This window comes from Olivibacter domesticus (assembly GCF_900109575.1).
In the GTDB taxonomy this organism is placed as follows: domain Bacteria; phylum Bacteroidota; class Bacteroidia; order Sphingobacteriales; family Sphingobacteriaceae; genus Olivibacter; species Olivibacter domesticus.
Genome location: NZ_FOAF01000010.1, coordinates 117,302 through 139,190 on the forward strand (window position 1 = coordinate 117,302; position 21,889 = coordinate 139,190).

Here is a 21,889-nt window from a genome sequence, read left to right on the forward strand (position 1 = left end):
GCTCCATCTGACCGATGGAATCAATTATTAACAGATGAAACAATCACTATATAAAAGAACATGGTATCCTTGGATGTTGGTGGCATTACTGTGGGTAGTTGCTTTTTTAAATTATCTCGATCGGATATTGATTACAACGATGCGTGACCCCATCGTGGGCGAATTTTCGCTAACGGATGCACAATTCGGACTGCTAACTTCTGTTTTTTTGTGGTCTTATGGTATACTTAGTCCGTTCGGAGGATTTCTTGCCGATCGGTATAGCCGTAAGAATGTGATCATTTTCAGTGTTGCTGTTTGGTCGCTTGCTACGGTTTGGACCGGCTACGTATCATCATTCGAAGAAATGTTGGCCGCTCGCATTGTCATGGGAGTTAGCGAAGCGTTCTATATCCCGGCAGGACTTGCTCTGATTACCGACTACCATACTGGAAAAACACGTTCTTTGGCAACTGGGATACATTTCAGTGGCTTATATGCCGGCCTAGCACTTGGCGGTGTAGGTGGATATATCGCCGAACTTTGGGGGTGGCGATATGGTTTCCATATATTTGGCCTTTTTGGCTGTGCCTACGCTATAGTGTTGCTGCTGCTGTTAGGTGATCGGGAGAAGAAAAATAATAACAGCACAGAAGAATCAACAGATACGCTCGTCCAACCCATTCAATTGGGTCCCACGATACGATCCCTAGTCGGCGGACGTTCGTATTGGTTATTATTGGTTTATTTTGTTGTTTTTGGTATCGCCAACTGGTTGATATACGCTTGGTTGCCTACCTTTTTAAGGGACCAATTTGCGCTTGGTCTAGGAGATGCAGGGATATCCGCAACGCTGTATCCCCAGATCGGATCGTTCATTGGTGTGCTCTTAGGGGGTGTTTGGGCCGATCGGTGGTTTAAGAAGAATCCCAGGAGTCGCATATTAGTTATTGTGATCGGATTTACTGTAGGCGTGCCGTTTTTGATCCTCATGTCGTGGACCTCCCTCTTCCTAACGGCCATTATCGCGCTCTTTATTTTTGGCATGGCGCGCGGTTTCAGTGACGCCAATTTGATGCCCATTATCCGTCAAATAGTGGATAGTCGTTATGTAGCTACCGCGTACGGTTTTTTGAACTTCTTGAGCACCATTGCTGGTGGATTGATGGTATACTTAGGTGGCGCGTTGAAAGATGCAGACATCAATTTATCTTTGATATATGTTGTGGCTGCAGGTCTACTGCTATTGGCAACCTGGTCGTTATTGCTCATAAAGGTAAAAAAAGAATCATAATGCCGCTTTTTGCCACCCGTCATCTAATAATTGTTTTAGCTCCGATTTTACATGATCGTATTGCTTTAAAGCCGATAGATTCCTGCTTTCTAGGCGACTTTTTTGATAATTATAAAGTTCCGTTGATTGGACTTTACCATCCTTAAAGTTACGCCATTCCGTATAACGAAAATCTTTTGTTCGTACTGAATATCCCATTACCTCGGGTTGGTCTTTGTACATCCATGGGCGTGGGAATTGGCTGAAGACCGCCCTCTTCCAAGCTAGTTTAGTATCTTTCATCAATGGAACCATAGTTGTACCGTCTAAATCGTTTGGAATAGGCAGTCCTGCAAGGTTAGCAAGGGTGGGGTATAAGTCTACCAGTTCTACCAGACCATCGGTGTGAACACCGTTGTTTTTATTATTTGGAGCAGCGATAATCAGTGGTATGTGCGTATCCGATTCGTAATTGGTGGTTTTACACCAAAGGTCTAATTCACCCAAATGATAACCATTGTCTCCCCAAAGCACAATTACGGTGTTATCCATCAGGCCTTGTTTTTTTAGTTCATCTAGCAGTTTACCTATCTGCGTATCGGTATAGGTAATACTGGCATAGTAACCATGACGTAGCTCACGGATTTTTTCTGAAGGTATGGGGCCGCTATCTGGAACATCGGTGTATCCTCGAAGTTCGACAGAAGAGTGTACTGCAACTTCTGGTGCGTCTTGTGGTAGTGTTGCCTGTTCAGGCATAGGTATTTTATTCTGATCGTAGTAATCCCAATATTTTTTTGGGGCTGTAAAAGGTAAATGAGGTCTACGAAATCCTACCGCCAGGAAGAAGGGCTTGTCTTTAATCTTCCGAAGCACATTTATTGCAGCGTTAGCAACCATTCCATCTACGTACGCGCTGTCTGGAGCATCCACACATTCAACGGCTGCCGCTTTACCGTTGACTTTACTGTTTTTTTCAAGTACATACTTATGCCCAACGGCACCGGTTACTGCCATAATCTCAGGAGCCGACCACGAAATACGGTCCTGTAGGGCTGCGGGATCATGGTAAATTTTGCCAACACACCAAGATTGATAACCATTTTGTTTAAAATATTGCGGTAGGGTAATCACGTTTGGAATCGCTTTGCGGAAATGAGTTTTTAAGTCCCAAACCCGGGTTACGTCAGGCCTGCGTCCCGTTAATAAGGAAGCACGTGAAGGCCCGCACACGGACTGCTGACAATAGGCATTGTTAAAAACAATACCTTGTTTTGCCAAGCGATCTATATTTGGGGTTATCACTACGGAGTCACCATAGCATCCCAATTGATTTCTCAAATCATCAACAGCTATAAACAGGATATTGGTTCGCCTCGTAGCAGAATCGCTTGTTAATGTTTGTGCATAAAGATTTTTGGCTGTACCCAATAGCAACATAGCAATAGAAACAGCAACTATTTTCTTAATTTCGAACTTCATACAATCTACTATTATATTATTTATACTTCTGTCATATCGAAGTGAAAAGCATAAATTAGGTGTGTGTTCTAAATTTTTATGTTTCTTATGTAGAACATATTATCAAATATACGATATATATGCCAAATCAAAACAAATTTTATTTCACTTATAATTCAAATGAAATAAGGTACTTCAGTTAGTCCGTTGATCAGATTAATAGAGAACAAAAAAGAGAATTTAAATTGATATATTCAACCCTAAATAATAGTTCCGTGGCATAGCCGCATTAAAATAACGTCCACCAAATGCGTTAATATCATTGCCTAGACTATAGCGCTTATTTAATAAATTATCAATACCTGCATATAAGGAGAGCCGATATTGCTGGTACAATTTAGTATCCCACCTGATTTTTGTCTGTACAAGGTGATAACTGGATGCAAACAGGTTGTTTACATCATTCAATGGAATAGAAGAAGTGTAATTATGTTGCGCATATAGGCTAAATCCATTTGGTAGTAAAAAATGAGCGCTACTAACTATTACCTTCTCAGGGACACCTGTAAGTTTATTCCCGGAGTAATTATTTCCATTATCTACGTAATCACTAAATCGGAAATGACTCCAGGTAACATTTGTAGCTAACTGTAAACCGCGAATAAAGAAATTGTTTTGTGGCTGAATAACCCAGGCACTTGCAGCAGCTTCTACGCCGCTTTGCTTAACACCACCCGCGTTAGTGAAAAATTCAGCACCATCCTCATTGCTTAACCTTACAATTGCATTCTGCATACGATAAGCGAATACAGATGCATCTATTTGAAAACGATTATTATTGCTTTGCCACCTAAAACCCGTTTCTTTATTCCACCCCGTTTCAGGTTGCAAAGCGGTGTTAATAACATTATCAGAAGGTCTTACCTCAGCAGATGTGGCAGGAGAGAAACCCTTTCCAACAGACCCCCTCCAGCTGAAGTTAGGAGTAACCAAATAGGAGATTGCAAATCGAGGCATCCATGCCGGATTGAATGAGATTTTTTGATAAGCTAAGCTCGATTCAGGGAATAAATTTTTATACGAATAGTTATAGTAGTTTAAGCTAAGTGCGGTTTCTATATTTATGCGTTTAATAATATTTGCAGATAACCTCATAAAATAGAAATGTTGATGATTTTTTAAGGCATCGCCAGCCTGTTCATTTCCCGTATTGCCCTTAATATTATCATAGTTCAAAATATCTGCTTTATTTTGCTGCCATTCTATACCAGCATTAGCTCCCCAGGCAAAATGCTGATTTTCATTATGCTCATAATTAAGGTAAGATCTGAACCCTATATTTTGTTCATATCGTTTTTCATAATTCGTAATAAAAGGATTTTTGAAATCTGTATAAGAACCAAAAACAGAAATTACATGTTTAAAATGATTGTTGAGTTTTGCTTCATGCACTAAACCCCCTAATAAGGTATTATTATAGATGGCAGCTTGTTGTTCGGAAGCGCCGGGATTTGGTCCGGCTGCAGGCCTGGCTTGTTTTGGATTTTCTAGGTACTGCGCTTCTGTAAGCCCTCCAGGTGTTCTGTAACCCATTGTGGAATACAATCCCAGAAACCGTATCTCATTTCCCTGACTATACTTAAAACGTTGCACTGTCTGAAGATAATGACGTTTATTGGCTGTGTTTTCTCTATATCCATCTGAGCGCTGGTAAGCATAATTTAAACCAAATGAATAGGTTGGACTGACCCGTATGTTGCTGCTTATTTGCTGTTGGTATAATCCATATGATCCGGCACTCACACCTATCATGCCATGAGAACTTGTGTCATTTTGTGCTCCTTGTGGTGTAATAAGTACTACACCACCAGAATTTGCACCGAATAAACTCCCGTCTGGCCCCTTTAATATGGTAAGGTTATGTATGGCGGAAGGATCAAGCGCATTTAAGTAAGTATTTCCCCCCGCATCGGTAAGAGGAATTTCATCCAGGTATATTTTTATATTACGAACACCGAAGGGAGAACGCAATAAGCTTCCACGAATTGACAATCGGTAACTGCCGGGTGAACGTTCTTCCATCCGTACGCCGGGAATAGTGTTTAACGCGGGAAGTAGCGTATTCCCTTGTTGTAATTTAAGTAAATCGTTTGTCACTAAGCCAACAGAGCTAGTCAACTCCAAATAAGGCTGTGTATTTAAATAAGCCCGCACAGAGGCGGAGGGCAATTCATATAAGGTATCCTGCTTTAATTCTTGTCCTTTTAATCGGTTGATGATAATTGTTGAAATAAATAAATAGCATATTGTTACAAGAAGAATTAGTCTCATGTGTTTAAGTCAATAATGAAGGGCTAAGGTAATAAATTGCAGATGGATTTTTGGATTGAATAAGAAATGTTACTGAATGAAATTATTACTTGTTTTGAATAATTAAAAGAATTTCCCTGTCATTTATTGGAAGATAGCCATAGTCGTAACAATAGAAGTACCGAATACCTTTTAGGGTTTCATAAATGTGGGTGTAATATTTAAAATTAAATCCAAGTTTTTCAAGTTTCTCTCTGCTAACTTTGGTTTTTCCACCGGGATTTAACATTACCATAAGGTTCCTGTTCTTTTTAAGAATGCTATTAATTTGGCGTATATGGCTTAAGGATTTGATATTTAACTGGTTATTGTAAAAACTTCTGCAAGCATCATTGCAGAACTTTTTATCAGAACGGCCAATAAGCTGTATTTTACATGCTAGGCAATAACGGGTCATCATCTCGGTCTTTCAATAGTGGAAGGTTTGAATTAAACCAAAATAGAAAATAATACCAATTAAGGCAAATCGACTTCTTAGAATGAACAAACTGAACAAAGAGTACGGCAGATATAAAGGTATTACCTGCCGTAAACATATTAATCAACTTCTAAAATAACATATCTCTTTATGCCAGATGGCATTTTCCATTCCACACGATCTCCTTTTTTGAAACCAATTAAGGCAGAACCAATGGGTGTAATAACAGAGATCTTCTGCTCTTTAATATTGGCATTTTCAGGAGCCACTAATGTAAGGGCGGTGATGAGCGTGCTATCGACATCTTGTATTTTAATACGAGCGTCAATCCTGACCCTATCCTTAGGAACATCAAGCTTCTTTAGCACCGTTGCTCTTCCTAACTCATAAGCTAATGACATTTCATTTTCCTTATTGTCAGTTGGCTTTACATACTTGGTAAGTAAGTCAAAATCTTCTTCACTTAACACTACTTGATTTTCAAGATGATTCATGTTGTCTATAAATTATATTGTTTGAAATAAAATGTTTATATAGGAAATTGCATAGGTTAAATAATAACCTATCCAATATTTTCAATAGCCGGAAGTGGTATCCCCGAACTTTGAGATGTTAAAGTTTAAGCTCGGGGTTTATGTTAGGAATTCTTTCAGCGAAGTGATCTGATTATCCTTCAAATAATAGGTGCCTGCATATTTTTGGCAAAACAAAACCTTGACCAAATAAATGTTGTATTCATTTGGTACACGCTTTACGCTAGTGTTTTGCCTTTCCATTAATACAAAAGTAGTTAAAATTGTGTTACTTACAATTTTATATCAGGTAAAGATGCAGAACTGGTCTTACAGCTAGGTTGGTGTGTAATGGGGAAATTCATAGAATTGGCAATAAAACAATATTTACTTGCTTTTTGGTGCAGTGCAAGGGCTTGTGAGATCATAGCTGCTTCCGCAACTACGACAAGAGGTTTTAATATTACTTTCACAAATTGCCCACTTCCATTCGCTGTTTCTACCATTACACCAGTAGCAGAATCGCTATATTCAGTAACAATAATTTTAGCAGTAGCACAAAAATGTAGATACCATAACATATGGCAGCTCGAGAGAGATGCTAATAAGAGTTCTTCAGGATTATGTTTAGTCAAATCACCACGAAAGGCGGGGTCAGAAGAGCCGCGAATGTTGGCTTTATTATTTATTTCAATATCAAAACTTCTTTCATAAGCGGTGTAATCTTTGGTTCCTTCACCCAGATTTCCCGTCCATTTGGTCGTTAAAAGGTAATGATGCTCTTTCTTCATTATGTTGGTATTGTGCTGATAGATTCATCTATACTGGCCTTTTCGATAGAAAAGACAACATTGCGCTGTTTATTGTTAATACAAATTTTATAACGAAAGAAAGTACTTATGTTGCATTTTACTCTTGTATAATTCGTTTTAGATCTGCCGGAGAATAAGTGACCGATTTTAACGTTTTCCGATCGGCTGTTCTATATACTAAATAAAGATCACTTTCTTGTTCGTAATAGCACTCAACCCCTTTATTATTATAATGTTTTACAGTTGCTTCCGCTTCTTCTATCGTTTTACACGCTTTACTCATATTGGATCGTTGAACTTCATCAAATAGTTCTTTGAATTTGTCGGCCAGTCCAAATTCAAGTATTGCGCCGGAAAGCACATACTGTATATCACAAAGTGCGTCAGCTACTTCAACAATGTCTTGATTGTTTATCGCTTCTTCCAGCTCTTTTAATTCTTCCGCAATGAGAGACACTCTTAGTTTGCATCGCTGTTCGCTAGGTATTGTAGGAGCTGTTAATATTGGATGTTTGAAAGTTTTATGGAATTCGGCAACAGATGTTAATGTGATAGGATCTTGCATATTATTTTTTTCTCAAACTTAGATAAAATTGACCTTATATGCAATTTAGCTAAAAGAAGGGATTGTGAATTTTATTAAAATATGTATTATACCCGATTAAAAACGGATATAAACGGTTATATCCGTTTAACATACGACTATTTTTTAACTAGTGTTGACATTTGTAATATAATTTTTGATTTGTTAAACAATTAATATTTGTAGTTATGAGCACACTAAAAAACAGCGTAAGGTTAACAGGATTTTTGGGAAATAAACCTGATATCAAAAGGTTTGGGGATAACAAGAGCTTAGCGAGAGTTGCTATTGCCGTTAATGAACGATATAAAAATCAGGCAGGAGAATGGTTAACTGATACACAATGGCATAATTTAGTATTATGGGGCAAACAAGCAGTTTTCGCCGAAAAGAGCCTAGAGAAAGGAAGTGAGGTGTCAATAGAAGGAAAACTCATTAATAGGACTTATGTAAATCGAGAAGGAATGACGCGTTACATTACGGAAATTATTGTGAATGAAGTTTATAAGGTAAATAGACCTGTTAAAGCGGAAACAGTAGAGTAGTATGGTTTAGGGTTGCCAATTTATTGGCAACCCTCTATTTTATAAGTTTTTTTTGTTGAAACTGTTACGGGTATATGGTCCGGGGACCGCATGATCCCCTTCTTTAAAATTAAAGCGAACCACTTTTATTTTAGGCAGATCTGTAAACGCATAAGTCGCTTCGGCTAAATAGGTCATTGCTCCTGTCGTTCCAGCTTGTTGCGTCAAATAGGTTGCATTTGGTATGTTTACCGATAATGTGTCATGGCTGATTTTATCAACCTTTAGATAAATCTCTGGATACTTAATATTTAGGGCTTCCGCTAATTCCTCTTTATTTAGAGGTACTTTGCTCTTTTGCGGGTTTTCCTGTATTTCTATTTGAGTAGTTTCGTTGTCAACGACTGCAACAAAAGGTAATGAAAGTGTTTTAGTTTCCTCTAAAACTTGTTTTTCGCTTCCTTCAATCTGTTCTGGCTCCGCTTTCTTTTCTTCCTTTGTTTGGTTTTGACAATTCCAAAAAAGAGACAGGGAAGCAATCAATAGAAAAAGGAATTTACGTGTCTTGTTCATGATTTACTTTTTAAGGGGTTGTAACTGCTACTGGCAGCACCTTTCCATTGAAAAATTTATGTCCTGTTAGGGCAAAGTCAGCTATATACTTACCCATTTCGAAGGCCGCAATTGGCGATTCATAATTAGGGAACGCTTTTTCGAGCATTTCTGTTTGCGCAGAACCAAGAGCTAAGCAGTTAACATTAATTTTTTTATCGGCTAATTCGAGTGCTAAACATTCAGTAAGTGCATGTAGCGCGGCCTTGCTTGCCGAATATGCAGCTAATCCAGGAAACTTAACGCTTCCTTGGAATCCTCCCATGCTCCCGATATTCACAATATGGCTGCCATTAGGCATAATAGGAACCAGCTGCTTAATCATTTTAACGTGCCCTAATACGTTCGTCTGTAACATTTCAGCAAAATCGATTGTTGTTATTTCCATGAAGGGTTTATTAATCAGAATACCGGCGTTGTTGATTAATATATCCACATGACCTATTTTCTCATTTATAAAAGGTAGAAGACCGGTTTCATAATCATCATGCACAATGTCGAATCTTGCCGGATATAGATTACAATCGGGATTAAGTCCTTTAGCTATTTCATAAAGCCTTTTTAATTTATCATGAGATCTAGCCAAAGCTACCACATGATGATTATTTTGCAATATTAATGTTAATACGGCTTCGAAACCAACGCCACTACTTGCTCCTGTTATTACGATATTCATAATCCTAATATTTATATTCTTTGATTACACATCACTTGCTTAAATGTTTTTATTCTATCTGTATTATTCTTCCAGATCTATGTCGCTTGCGCCTGGAAGCTTTTCTTCACCAAGTGCTTTAGGATGAAAAGTGAAATATGATCCCATTAGTGAGATAATAGCAGATATAAAATAAGAAATTAGACTGATGAGGACGGCTCTATGCGGGTCCAAATTGAAATAATCAGATCCGTATATAAAGACGACTTCGCGTGCGCCTAAACCGCCAATAGATAAAGGGATTACAGCTATAATCTGTGAAAGTAGAAATAATAACAAGTAAGGTGAAAATTTTCCTTCAAAATCTAATCCATATAAAATACAGATCGCACAAATAACCTGTAAAGATTGGACCCCCAAAGCTTTAAAATGTTTAAAAATAAATTGAGAGGCATAATCGGAAAAGAATCGTTTCATAACAAAATAATACGCGATCGAGCCCACAATCACGCAAAAAATAGGTGCCCAATTTGGAATATTTAATTTCGGTATGAAAATGACTAATGCTGCGGTGATGAGGCATAGTGCCCACATACCGCTTAAACGATCAAAAAAAATACAGGATAATAATTTACGTCCTTTTATTTGGAATTTTTTTCGTAGAAAATATATCTTGTAGCCATCGCCCCCAATTCCACCGGGTAATGATATATTATAAAACATACCCAGTAAGTATAGTTTAAAGTTATATGTTTCAGAAAGATATAGGTCTATACCCTTAAAAAAAGTGTTTAGCCGCCAAGCGGATATTGCTATCGAAATGAAGAAACTTGTAAACCCTAATAAGAGAAACAAGGGATTCGATTGGGTGAAAACTTCTTTTAAATCGCTCAGGCTAACTTTAGTAAATACTAGATAGAGTGCGAATGCCGTGACGGCGAGCTTTAAGATCAATTTGGATATACTCCAAAATTTTTGTTTGGTCATTCGTAAATTACTTGTATATCACAGGGGCTAAACGAACGAAAAGCATGATGACGTAGATGATAAGAAGAAGTGTATTCAGTGCAAGCATCCAATTTAAGTCGGTCTTCTCATGTTTAGTTCTGCCCGTTAGGATCAACAGCGTTAAGAAGCTTAAAAACAGTATTAGTGGAAATATGAACACCCATTTGTTTTCAATATATACATAGGTTGCTTCCATTTTTGCTGCGATTTGCTTATCTGCAAACATGGGAACGATCGCTGCAGCCAATAAAAGTATGAAAAGTCTAACGAGTAATTTAGAAACAAATTTACTTGTGGTATGATTTTTGGATACTATTTTCATCCGTGTATGTTTTATTTTCGATAATTATAAGGTTTTTTTCGTCACATTAAATTTCTTCTTGAATATTTTAAATGATACTTCCTTATATTATATTTGTTATATCTTTTATTGTTGATGCTTTTTTAGAAGAACAAATGTACAATTTTATTGTATTAACAGTAAACGATGAATACACACATCTATTATAATAAAAATCTCATCGATAGAATAAAAAGTAAATAAATTACAAATGAAAACAACTCTTAAACTTTCAACATTGGTTATTGCATTAATGTTATTCTTTAATGCTTGTTCGTCTTCCAGACAAACAACTTCTTCTCCTACATCTGGGCAATGGAAAGGTGGTGTTAAAGGCCAATGGGTATTAAATAGCGTAGAAAAGAAAAATTTTCCTTCAGGTGCGAATGTGAAAAGAATTTTTGACGAGGCACCGATTGATTGTTTTATTGGTAGCACATGGAACTTGATAGCAAATGGGAAAGGATCTATTACTTTCTCTGCAAATGGAGAATTATGTGCCCCTGGTGCAACGAGAGATATCTTTTGGTCGATTTACAAACCTGAAAATGGGGGCGAATCTCAATTTCAGTTTAAAAAATTATATCCGGGAGAAAAGGCGAAAAACATTACAGAAGGCTATCGTTTAGATCTTGCTTATGCAGATGAGCAAACATTAACTTTGAACATGCCCGTTAATGTGGATGGAGGTAATGATTCATTCCTGGAATTTAAGTTTAGTAAAAGATAAGATCACTGTATTTTAAACATTTTACAATGCCTTGTAACGTATTCAGTTACAAGGCATTTTTCGTTTATAAGAATTGTATGAAAAACGTTTTCTTGTGCCTTGTACATTAAAGTCCTACTTTTACGCCCCATAAAATAATTAAAAAAATATACTAAATGCTAAAATTAAACACAAAAGCGCTGGTTGTAGCAGCTGCTTTCCTTGTTGGGGGTGGCAGCTCTGTTTTTGCACAGGATAATCTGGTTAACTCCTTACAAAATAACCGAAGTGATAGCAGTAAATTTGGTTTTAAGTTTACTGAAATCATAAACTTACAAAATACTTCGGTAAAGAATCAAGGTTCATCAGGGACTTGCTGGAGCTATTCGGGGAACTCTTTTCTTGAATCGGAGATGATACGGAACGGAAGGGAAACTGTTGAGATTTCGCAACTTTTTACCGCAAGAAATGTCTACGTTGAAAAAGGTAAAAATTACGTTCGCTTGCATGGTGGTTTGAGTTTAGGAGAAGGGGGGCAGTTGCATGATGTTATTAATATGTACCAAAAATACGGTGCAATGCCAAGAGAAGCCTATACTGGACTCAATTATGGTACCGAGGGAAATAAATTGGCAGAAATGAGTGCCATAACAGATGCAATACTCGCAGCGGTTGTGAAAAACCCAAATGGAAAACTAACGCCTAACTGGTTAAACGCTTACACGGGCGCTATTGATACTTATTTAGGAAAAGTGCCTGAAACATTCAGCTACAAGGGTAAAAATTATACACCACAATCTTTTGCAAAAGAGGTGGTAGGCTTAAATGCCGATGATTATGTTGAAATATCCTCTTTCAAGGACCATCCATATTACAGTAAGTTTACCTTACTAATTCCAGACAATTGGTCGTTCGATCAAGTTTATAATGTCGCCATGACAGATATCACAGATATTATAGATCATGCCTTAAAAAATGGTTATACGGTTGGATGGGCAACTGATGTTAGTGAGAAAGGTTTTAGCTGGAAAAATGGAGTAGCTTATGTGCCAGAAAAACCGTTTGAAAGAATGAGCGAAGTGGAAAAAGGAAATATGTTTAATGGACCTAAGCAAGAAATGACAATTACGGAGGACCTCCGTCAGCAAGCATTTGACGATTATGGCACGACAGATGATCACGGTATGCATATTGTGGGACTTGCTAAAGACCAAAATGATAAAGAATACTATATAGTGAAAAATTCCTGGGGGGCATCTAATGACTACGAGGGATATTTATATGTTACTAAAGCCTTTGTTCAATTTAAAACAACCGCTTTCATGTTGCATAAAGGGGGGATACCAAAAGAAATTAAGCGCAAGCTAGGTATTTAATTTTATGATATCGCGCATAAAAAAAGAGATTTCACGAAAGTGAAATCTCTTTTTTTATTTCTTGCATAACGAATGGTTATTTACCTTGTGTCCCTGAAAACATTGTTTCAATTTCATTTAACGATTTTTCCATAGCTTTCGCTTGCTTTTCTTGTTTATATTCCTTTGCGAGCTCACCAGAACTGTAAATAACTTGGGTGCCCATCTGTATGTTTTGCATCTCTAAATTAGGTTTTGTCTTAGCAATGGCAATGTAATACTTTAGCAGTCCATCTACGTAGGTTGCATTCCGTTCTAATAACGCATTAGCTTTGTCTGTTAAGCCTGCCTGATATAGTTGCTTACATAAAAAGTACAATACTCTTGATTCACCCAAAGAATAAATACGCTGAGGGATGACTTCCAAACACCTAGCTAGGGCTTTTTTTGCTTCTTCTTTCTTCCCTTCTTCATACAAAGATTGGCTTAAAGTACTAAAATTGTTAACAATGAGTGAAAGCATGCCATAAGATTCATGATCCAGGTAACGAGCATGTGCTAGATCACCCCAAACGAATTTATTCATGGTGTTATTATAAAGAGCCTCTGTATTTACAGATTCTCCCATACGCATTTCCTCTTCCGTTTTGTTGAATTTAATGGGCATTAACTTCAGTGCAAAACCTTCATTGATAAGATAGTTATCTAAGCCCATGTAATTGCTGTTAGGAACTGTTGTAGCAAAATATATCGGCCTTTTCCAGTTATTGTGCACTAAAATATCAAACATAGCAAGTTCTGCCTTAGAAACGTAGTCCTTATTGTAGTTCCAGACCATTGTATCCACGATATTACCATCCCATTTAGCGGGAACTACTTTGTTTTTTAGCACTTCTTCCCGATTAACGGTAAGTTTAAAGTTTTTAGTGAATAAATAATTAGAACGACTTCCATCCTGGTATTCAACCTGATCATTCGGGTTATCTGAAAGCAAAACGTCTAATATACTACTTAATTCTATTGGTTCTTTAAATCCCCGATCGAGAAAAGATAATCCGTCACGTGTCCCTTGTTTAAATTGACTATCCTTCATCGTAATAGGTAGGGGAGCAGATTCATTTACTTTATCCTTCATTTGACGGACATACCAGTCAGCACTTAGAAGGCTTAAATTTACAATTCGCACATCTGGGCGGAAATTCTCAACCTCTTGTACATACCATAAAGGGTAGGTATCATTATCGCCGTAAGTAAAAAGTATGGCGTTGGGAGCACAAGATTCCAAGTAATTCTTGGCAAGATCGCGCGCTACATATTTAGTAGATCGGTCATGGTCGTCCCAGCCGTCTTTGGCCATTAAAATCGGTGCTGCTAATAATCCAACTACCGTAGCAATGAGACCAGCAGTTTTCGGATTTGTTTTCTTCTGTAGTATATCTGCAATACCGGCTACTCCCAAGCCTATCCAAATGGCAAAAGCATAAAAAGAACCTGCATAGGCGTAGTCACGCTCGCGCGGTTGAAGAGGTGTTTGGTTTAGATAAAGTACAATAGCTAAGCCTGTAAAGAAAAACAATAAACCAACAATACCAGCATCCTTTTGGTTCCGCTTAAAGTGCCAAAGCGCACCTATCAGCCCCAATATGAGCGGTAAGCCATAAAATTTATTATTAGAAGGGTCGGTTTTTACTGAGTCAGGTAATGCATCCTGTCCTCCAAGACGCGCTTGGTCAATCGGTTTTATACCTGTAATCCAGTTCCCTTCCGTAAAACTTCCGTCTCCTTTTTGATCATTTTGACGCCCTACAAAATTCCAGAAAAAGTACCGGGCATACATATGACCTATCTGATAAGTAAAGAAAAAATTTAGATTATTGCCAAATGTTGGTTCTTCACTTTCACCCATATTTAACCAGCTGCGATAAAATTGTGGGTGCCCACGACCAGCATCGCTGCTATAGATGCGAGGGAAAACAGTTTCCCGATCATATATATAATTGTATTTTTTTCCTATATTTTCATACTTTTCTTCCCCTTTAATATAGGTGTTTCCACCCTCTTTTCTGTCAGTTACTTTTGACGTAAAATAGGGCCCTTTAACTAAAGGTTCTTCACCATATTGTTCGCGATTCAGGTAACTTAAGAAAGAGAAAGCATTGTCTGGATCACTATTGTTTAATGTTGGATCCGCTTTGGCTCGAACTAAAATCATAGCGAAAGAGCCATATCCAAAAATAATAAAACAGATAGATAATAAGATGATATTTAAATGAGGTTTAACATGTTTTATGGAATAGAATATACCATATGTTAAACCACCAACTACCAATATCATAAAGCACAGAACGCCACTTCCAAAGCCCAGACTTAAGCTATTGACAAAGAAAAGGTCAAAATAAGCTGCAAATTTAATAAGGTATTGGATAATGCCCCATAGAACAAAGGCGACTATTACGATACCGATGAGGAGTGTTTTGAATACTCCTCCGTTTGTTGGGCTTTTTGTGCGTTTAAAATAAACAACCAGTGCTAAGGCAGGTATCGTCAATAAATTTAGAAGGTGAACTCCTATGGAAAGCCCCATTATATAAGCTATAAATAACAACCATTTATCTGAACGGGGTTCATCAACGTGAGCTTCCCATTTTAAGATAGCCCAAAAGACAATGGCGGTGCAGAGCGAAGACATGGCGTATACTTCTGATTCAACTGCTGAAAACCAAAAAGTATCAGAGACAGCATAAGCAAGGGCTCCCACAAGTCCAGCACCCATAATTTGTATTAAGCTACTCTGTGTTATTTCTGTGTTATTTTTCCAAAGTACTTTACGTGCTAATGCCGTAATCGTCCAAAACAAAAACATAATAGTAAGCCCGCTTGAAACAGCAGATCCGAAATTCATCCAGTAAGCGAGGGATTCTTTATTGCCAAAGGCTAAATTGCTAAAGATATTTTGTAGCATTAAGAAGAGCGGTGCGCCGGGCTGATGAACGATCTGCATTTTATATGCAGCTGCAATAAATTCCCCGCAATCCCAGTAACTAGCTGTTGGTTCAAGTGTTAACACATAAACTAAGGTGGAAACGAAAAAAGTAATCCATCCAAGTAAATTGTTTGTTTTGTTATAATTCATTCGTAATAATTATTTAGAGTATTTATTCCCTCCTGCTTCCCCGTCTACAGACGGATTGATCATGTCAGGTTCATTAGCTGTATTATATAATTACGTGCCGAAAATAAGTATTAGTATTGATATTATAGAAAGAAGCGATGTTAAAATTTAAATTGCGGTTGTCAATAGACGTATCAAGACAGAAGTATCAAAATGTAAAAGGCAATTTTTCAATTTAACCGCTGATTTTGAAATGTTAGTTAACGGGCGATCGAAAGACAAAGACAGCTAAAAAGGCGGCGAAGCATAAATCCCTAAAAAAACTTATTGATATTCAATAAAGTGCTATAAAAACAAAAAAAAATGAAGAAAATATTTTGTGTATTTAGAATATCGCTTTATATTTGCACTCCGTTTACGGCAGATGGCTGATAAACGAAATGATTGCCCGATAGTATAAAGGTAGTACAACTGATTTTGGTTCAGTTTGTCTAGGTTCGAATCCTGGTCGGGCAACAAAAAAAAGAGACTCGGGTCGTTTAGGAACGGCCCGATTTTTTTAAACACCAAACCCGCACTCATGCCTCTGCAATTTAACACCGTTAAATTATTTGCCGGATCTGGTAGCAAGGAACTGGCAAACAAAATCTCAAAATCTTATGGGAAAGCACTGGGTGAAATGACGTTATCTCGTTTTAGCGATGGCGAATTTCAGCCCTTCTACAATGAATCCATTCGTGGAAGTGATGTGTTTTTAGTCCAATCTACCTTTCAACCAACAGATAATTTATTTGAATTACTGTTGATGATTGATGCTGCAAAACGAGCTTCAGCTCATTATATCACAGCTGTAGTACCTTACTTTGGTTTTGCTCGTCAAGATCGCAAAGATAAACCTCGTGTTGCCATTGGTGCCAAAATGATAGCGAATCTACTGACAGCGGCTGGTGCACATCGCATTATGACGATGGATTTACATGCTGCGCAAATTCAGGGTTTTTTTGATATTCCCGTTGACCACTTGGATGGCGCCAGTATTTTTGTTCCGCATATCAAATCGCTTAATCTTCCTAATTTAACAATTGCATCTCCAGATATGGGTGGCTCTTATCGTGCAAGAACGTTTGCGAAATACTTTAATGCGGAAGTGGTTATATGTGATAAGCAACGCAAACGTGCAAATGAAATTGAATCGATGTCGATCATTGGAGATGTGGAAGGACAAGATATCGTGCTAATAGACGATATCTGTGATACGGCTGGCACGCTTTCCAAAGCTGCTTCTCTAATTATGGAAAAGGGGGCTACTAGTGTTCGCGCTGTTTGTACACATCCTGTCCTTTCCGGGAAAGCTTATGAAACAATCGAAAATTCAGCATTAAGCGAGTTGATTGTAACAGACACTATTCCTTTGAAAGGATATAGTAGTAAAATAAAAGTATTATCTACCGCTGATTTATTTGCACGCGCCATTACTAATATAAATGAACACGGATCGATAAGCGATTTATTTAAAATTATCGACCAAAATAGATAGTAGTTTGTAAATAGTTTTTTCTATCTTTGCAAGCTTAAAATAAAAATAAAAATGAAATCAATTGCTATTAGCGGTTCTCTAAGAGAGAACGTAGGGAAAAGAGACGCGAAAGAATTACGCTATGCTGGGAAAGTACCAGCGGTTCTTTACGGTGGTGATCAACAATACCACTTTTCTGTGTCCGCAGCTGATTTGAAATCTTTGGTTTATACGCCAGATGTTCATTTCGTTGACCTTGATTTAGGTGGAAAAAAATTCCAAGCGATCGTTCAGGAATCGCAGTTTCATCCTTTAACGGATCAGATTATTCACATCGATTTCTTAGCACTTAATGATAAGAAAGAGGTGTCTGTGAATATACCTATTGAATTAACAGGTACTTCACCAGGTGTAAAAATGGGTGGTAAATTAATCCAAAAGTTACGTAAACTTCGCGTAAAGGCCTTACCTAATGATCTACCTCAAACAATTGAAGTGAGCTTAGAGTCACTAGAGGTAGGTAAATCGGTTCGTGTTGATGCGATCAAAATTAAAAATGCGGCTGTGCTTAACAATGGAGATGATACAATTGTATCCGTTGTGATGTCACGTGCATTGAAACAAGCTGAGCAAGAAGCTGCGAAAGCTGGGAAAAAATAGATCTCAATTTTTTTATAAAGAAAGCATCCGACATAAATCATCGGATGCTTTTTTTGTTGTAGGATGCGGATTAAAAACCCATTTTTGTTGAGAATATCTTTCGGTGTTAAATTTAAATATTCGATTAAATGAAATATCTTATTGTAGGATTGGGTAATATAGGGCAAGAGTATGCCGATACACGCCATAACATAGGTTTTATGGTTGCAGATGAACTTGTGAAAGAGTTTGGTGCTAACTATTCTACTTTAAAATATGCCTTTTATTCAGAGTTTAAATATAAAGGAAGAACATTGCATGTGATTAAACCAACTACCTATATGAATTTAAGCGGCAAGGCAGTGAACTTTTGGATACATGAACTAAAAATACCGCTTCAAAATACGTTGGTAATTGTGGACGACCTTGCTATACCTTTTGGAAGTATTCGTATAAAACCTAAAGGGAGTGCAGCAGGGCATAATGGTTTAAAAAGTATTGAAGCACTATGTGGTGGACAGCAATATCCTCGGTTGAGGTTTGGCATTGGTGATGATTACCCAAAAGGGAGGCAAATTGATTATGTTCTGGGTGCTTTCGATAAGACTGAGCAAATGGAATTACCAGGTCTTATTAAGCATTCAACAGAAGCTATAAAAAGTTTTGTATCAACAAGCTTGGAATTAACTATGACGAATTTTAATAAGTAAAATATATATTATGAAGATATATGGAATAAAGAATTGCAACACAGTAAAAAAGGCACTCGATTGGCTAAAAGAAAATCAGATTTCGTATGATTTTCAGGATTTTACGAAAGTTGGTGTAAATGAAGTGACGCTTAAGAGCTGGGAAAAAGAGGTTAGCTGGGAAGCGTTGGTGAACAAAAAAGGAACGACGTGGCGAAGTTTGTCGGATGATGAGAAAGCTGCTATTAAAGATGAGAAAACCGCGAATAGTTTAATGCAAGCGAAAACGAGTGTAATAAAAAGACCGGTTATTGAATCACCAAAAGGTTTAATCGTAGGTTTCGATGAAAAAGAATATATTGAAAAGCTAAAATAGTTGTTACAAAGGCCCGAAACATACGTTTCGGGCCTTGTACTTTTAAAAAGCGCTCATAATATGCTATATTAGCTCGATACTAACAATAGCACATAATTCTTTGCACATGCGGACTAACTATTTCTTGATTTCTTCAATCGTGGCGCTTACAAGCGTATCCCAACTTTTTGCCCAAAATACCATTCAAAGTAAATACAGTTATGAAGAGGCATTTACGCCTGTATTTTACCCATATAATGGTAGTGAATATAGATCCGCTAGTGGAATGCCCGGGCCAAAATATTGGCAAAATAAGGTGGATTATAAAATCAAAGCCCATCTTGATGACGAGAAAAAGAAGGTTTCGGGTGAGGTTAGGATGAGTTACACCAATAACAGTCCTGATAAGCTTGATTTTATGTGGATTCAGCTGGATCAAAATCTTTTTTCTAAAAAGAGTCGCGGTATGCGCACAATCTCTGTTGGAAAAAGCCGGTATGGTTCACATGACGTACCTTTCGAAGGTGGTTATACAATAGAGTCAGTTAAATCTGCTGACGGTAAAGAACTGAAATATTTAATAGATGATACCCGGATGCAGGTGTTTTTACCGCAAGGATTAAATCCAGCAGGAGGTAGTACAGAGATACAGATAACGTATAACTATACGATACCCGGCTATGGTGCTGATAGGACAGGTGTATTGCCGACAAAAAATGGCGATATATTTGCCGTAGCGCAGTGGTATCCGAGAGTAGCCGTTTATGACGATATTTTAGGTTGGAACGCGCAGCCTTACACGGGGCCTGGTGAGTTTTACCTAGAATACGGTAATTTCGAGATAGCTATTACTGCTCCTGCTAAGCAAGTGGTGGTGTGTGGTGGTGAGCTGTTAAATCCAGAAGAGGTTTACACCGCTGAACAATTAAAGCGTTGGGAGCAGGCTAGAAGTAGTGATGAAACAGTTGTAATACGTTCGGACGAAGAAGTTACAAAGGGATCTTCCAGACCTAAAGGCAAAAAAGAGCTGACATGGAAGTTCCGGTTAAATAATAGTAGGGATATTGCTTGGGCTGCTTCTAGTAGCTTTGTGATCGATGCTGCCAGAATAAATCTCCCTGATGGTAAGAAATCGCTTGCTATTTCTGCTTATCCTGCTGAAAGCATTGGTAATAATGGATGGGAACGATCAACTGAATATACAAAATCATCGATCGAATATTATGCTAAAAAATGGTTTTCTTACCCTTACCCAGTGGCTGTAAATGTGGCTACTATTGTAGGGGGAATGGAATATCCTGGAATTGTATTTTGTAAAAGTACAGCAAAAGATGCTGGTTTGTGGGGTGTAACGGATCATGAATTTGGCCATATATGGTTTCCAATGATAGTGGGTAGTAATGAACGTTTGTATGCATGGATGGATGAAGGATTCAATAGCTTTATAAATTCACTCTCTAAGAATGAGTTTAATAATGGAGAATACAAGAGCCCGAAATATGATGGACATCGCTTAGCGCAGGATTATTTTCAGGACGACACGGAGCCGATCATGTCATCGCCACAAAATATGAAAGAGAAGAACATTGGTACACTCGCGTACAGGAAACCACAATTGGGCCTCACGATTTTGCGTGAGCAGGTCTTGGGAGAAGAACGCTTTGATAGAGCCTTCAAACAGTATATAGAATATTGGGCATATAAGCATCCTACGCCTTATGATTTCTTTCATACGATGGAGAACGTTGCAGGCGAAAATTTAAGCTGGTTTTGGCGTTCTTGGTTTCAACAATCATGGAAACTAGACCAAGCCATTACCAATGTGGCATATGTAGACGGGGATCCTAGCAAAGGGGCAATAGTTACGGTGGCTAATCTAGAAAAAATGCCTATGCCCTTAATTGTGGAAGCGACAACGACGAGTGGGGGCAAAGAAACAATTAAATTGCCCGTCGAAATATGGGAGAGAAATAAGTCCTTTGTCTTCACCCTTCCAACAACAGAGGCCTTAAGCTCGGTGGTTATTGATCCAGAAAAAATATTCCCTGATATCAATCCATCTAATAATAGTTGGAATAATTAATGGGTTCTAAATTTATGACAAAATAAAAATTAAGAGCCTTAAAGTTTCTAATGCATTTATAACAGTTTTGACTTATGTTTGTTAAATAATACTGACATCAACGACGATATTATGAAAGGATTTATCTGCTTCTTTTTGGTTATTTTAGCATTTGCATCTCACCCTATTGCTGCCAATGCGCAGGATCGCTTAAAAGGCCTCGTGCTGGAGTATAAGAGTAACGAAGCGCTTCAACAGGTTTTGGTTAAAAATTTAACCAAGGGGGATAGCGTGATAAGCAATAACAATGGAGCGTTCGACATTTCTGCAAATAAGGATGACGTTTTGTCTTTTTCCTATCCTGGATATAGAACGGATAGTTTGGTTGTGACTGACTTTGCCGTCAAAAGAGTTTATTTAACGTCTATAAACGACCCTCGAATATTAAAAGAGGTAAATATTACTGCACTGACAAACAGTAAGCTAGCAGAAGAGAAGGAACGCATGAGAAAGCAAGCACAATTTGCAAATACGGTGTCAGGAGGAGGGATTGGTCTTTCTCCTTCTAAAATATTCGGAAGGGAGGCAAGGGAAGCGCGAAGACAATACCGGATGTTAGACGAAGAAAGTAATAACCGTATCATTGATGCTAAATTTACTGAAGTACTTGTTACCAGCTTAACACCCTTGCAAGGACAGGACCTTTCTTTGTTTATGGCAAAATATCGGCCAAAAGTAGCTTTTGTTAAAGAAGCGGATGATGAACGTATGCGTTTATATATAATGGACTCTTATAATGCATTTAAGAAATTGAGTCAATCAGCAAAAGAGAAAATAAAGATTAGCAAATAGTTTACTCCTTGAATGTGAGGTGTAAAAAAGGATACACCACCATAGGTAGGGAC

Annotated in this window: 20 protein-coding genes and 1 tRNA gene; 11 read left to right on the forward strand and 10 right to left on the reverse strand. The window is 37.7% G+C overall.

Features of this window, described 5'->3' with window-relative positions:
- Positions 1-34 precede the first annotated feature (34 nt).
- Entirely contained in the window at positions 35-1,273 is a 1,239-nt protein-coding gene (locus BMY50_RS24005; protein WP_093330425.1) for an MFS transporter, read from the forward strand.
- Here the strand turns inward: BMY50_RS24005 and BMY50_RS24010 are convergent.
- The 5 genes from BMY50_RS24010 to BMY50_RS24035 form a co-directional block, all read right to left on the reverse strand.
- A complete protein-coding gene (locus BMY50_RS24010) occupies positions 1,268-2,734 on the reverse strand; it encodes a sulfatase (protein WP_093330428.1) in 1,467 nt (488 codons plus the stop codon). The two genes, BMY50_RS24005 and BMY50_RS24010, sit on opposite strands and share 6 nt — an antisense overlap.
- Before the next feature lie 219 nt (positions 2,735-2,953).
- On the reverse strand, positions 2,954-5,044 hold the full coding sequence (locus BMY50_RS24015) for a TonB-dependent receptor (protein WP_093330431.1): 2,091 nt from the start codon (positions 5,042-5,044) through the stop codon (positions 2,954-2,956).
- A 576-nt stretch (positions 5,045-5,620) separates the two neighbouring features.
- The gene (locus tag BMY50_RS24025; protein WP_093330439.1) at positions 5,621-5,995 is read right to left on the reverse strand and encodes a GreA/GreB family elongation factor; all 375 of its coding nucleotides are present in this window, start codon (positions 5,993-5,995) and stop codon (positions 5,621-5,623) included.
- A 311-nt stretch (positions 5,996-6,306) separates the two neighbouring features.
- Positions 6,307-6,804 carry an OsmC family protein gene (locus BMY50_RS24030; protein ID WP_093330443.1) on the reverse strand — a complete coding sequence of 166 codons (498 nt, stop codon included), beginning with the start codon at positions 6,802-6,804 and terminating at the stop codon, positions 6,307-6,309.
- Between the two features lie 118 nt (positions 6,805-6,922).
- Positions 6,923-7,390: a pyrophosphohydrolase domain-containing protein gene (locus tag BMY50_RS24035; protein ID WP_093330446.1), complete on the reverse strand. Its 468-nt coding sequence runs from the start codon at positions 7,388-7,390 to the stop codon at positions 6,923-6,925.
- A gap of 206 nt (positions 7,391-7,596) precedes the next feature.
- Here BMY50_RS24035 and BMY50_RS24040 point away from each other — a divergent pair, with 206 nt between their 5' ends.
- Positions 7,597-7,953 (forward strand): single-stranded DNA-binding protein, encoded by a 357-nt coding sequence (locus tag BMY50_RS24040; RefSeq protein WP_093330449.1) that lies wholly within the window; start codon positions 7,597-7,599, stop codon positions 7,951-7,953.
- Positions 7,954-7,992: 39 nt separating this feature from the next.
- Here the strand turns inward: BMY50_RS24040 and BMY50_RS24045 are convergent, their stop codons facing one another.
- From BMY50_RS24045 to BMY50_RS24060, 4 genes are all read right to left on the reverse strand, one after another.
- Complete coding sequence (locus tag BMY50_RS24045; RefSeq protein WP_093330453.1) at positions 7,993-8,505, reverse strand: hypothetical protein; 513 nt, start codon at positions 8,503-8,505, stop codon at positions 7,993-7,995.
- Positions 8,506-8,515: 10 nt separating this feature from the next.
- Positions 8,516-9,220 carry an SDR family oxidoreductase gene (locus tag BMY50_RS24050; protein ID WP_202907932.1) on the reverse strand — a complete coding sequence of 235 codons (705 nt, stop codon included), beginning with the start codon at positions 9,218-9,220 and terminating at the stop codon, positions 8,516-8,518.
- A gap of 63 nt (positions 9,221-9,283) precedes the next feature.
- Positions 9,284-10,186, reverse strand: a complete 903-nt coding sequence (locus BMY50_RS24055; protein WP_093330460.1) for a lysylphosphatidylglycerol synthase transmembrane domain-containing protein — start codon at positions 10,184-10,186, stop codon at positions 9,284-9,286.
- A 7-nt stretch (positions 10,187-10,193) separates the two neighbouring features.
- Entirely contained in the window at positions 10,194-10,529 is a 336-nt protein-coding gene (locus tag BMY50_RS24060; protein ID WP_238383873.1) for a hypothetical protein, read from the reverse strand.
- Positions 10,530-10,758: 229 nt separating this feature from the next.
- Between BMY50_RS24060 and BMY50_RS24065 the strand changes: the two genes are divergently transcribed.
- A complete protein-coding gene (locus BMY50_RS24065; protein WP_093330469.1) occupies positions 10,759-11,277 on the forward strand; it encodes a hypothetical protein in 519 nt (172 codons plus the stop codon).
- Positions 11,278-11,432: 155 nt separating this feature from the next.
- Positions 11,433-12,632, forward strand: coding sequence for a C1 family peptidase (locus tag BMY50_RS24070; RefSeq protein WP_093330473.1), 1,200 nt, complete (start codon positions 11,433-11,435; stop codon positions 12,630-12,632).
- A 76-nt stretch (positions 12,633-12,708) separates the two neighbouring features.
- Here the strand turns inward: BMY50_RS24070 and BMY50_RS24075 are convergent, their stop codons facing one another.
- The gene (locus BMY50_RS24075; RefSeq protein ID WP_093330478.1) at positions 12,709-15,744 is read right to left on the reverse strand and encodes a DUF2723 domain-containing protein; all 3,036 of its coding nucleotides are present in this window, start codon (positions 15,742-15,744) and stop codon (positions 12,709-12,711) included.
- Positions 15,745-16,168: 424 nt separating this feature from the next.
- Here BMY50_RS24075 and BMY50_RS24080 point away from each other — a divergent pair.
- From BMY50_RS24080 to BMY50_RS24110, 7 genes are all read left to right on the forward strand, one after another.
- A tRNA-Gln gene (locus BMY50_RS24080) sits at positions 16,169-16,239 on the forward strand.
- A gap of 64 nt (positions 16,240-16,303) precedes the next feature.
- A complete protein-coding gene (locus BMY50_RS24085) occupies positions 16,304-17,260 on the forward strand; it encodes a ribose-phosphate pyrophosphokinase (protein ID WP_093330483.1) in 957 nt (318 codons plus the stop codon).
- Between the two features lie 51 nt (positions 17,261-17,311).
- Entirely contained in the window at positions 17,312-17,899 is a 588-nt protein-coding gene (locus BMY50_RS24090) for a 50S ribosomal protein L25/general stress protein Ctc (RefSeq protein ID WP_093330487.1), read from the forward strand.
- A 128-nt stretch (positions 17,900-18,027) separates the two neighbouring features.
- Positions 18,028-18,588, forward strand: a complete 561-nt coding sequence (pth, locus tag BMY50_RS24095; protein ID WP_093330491.1) for an aminoacyl-tRNA hydrolase — start codon at positions 18,028-18,030, stop codon at positions 18,586-18,588.
- A gap of 10 nt (positions 18,589-18,598) precedes the next feature.
- The gene (locus tag BMY50_RS24100; RefSeq protein WP_093330496.1) at positions 18,599-18,943 is read left to right on the forward strand and encodes a Spx/MgsR family RNA polymerase-binding regulatory protein; all 345 of its coding nucleotides are present in this window, start codon (positions 18,599-18,601) and stop codon (positions 18,941-18,943) included.
- Between the two features lie 106 nt (positions 18,944-19,049).
- Positions 19,050-21,005 carry a M1 family metallopeptidase gene (locus BMY50_RS24105; protein WP_093330500.1) on the forward strand — a complete coding sequence of 652 codons (1,956 nt, stop codon included), beginning with the start codon at positions 19,050-19,052 and terminating at the stop codon, positions 21,003-21,005.
- 111 nt (positions 21,006-21,116) lie between these two features.
- Entirely contained in the window at positions 21,117-21,836 is a 720-nt protein-coding gene (locus BMY50_RS24110; RefSeq protein ID WP_093330504.1) for a peptidase associated/transthyretin-like domain-containing protein, read from the forward strand.
- Positions 21,837-21,889: the final 53 nt, after the last annotated feature.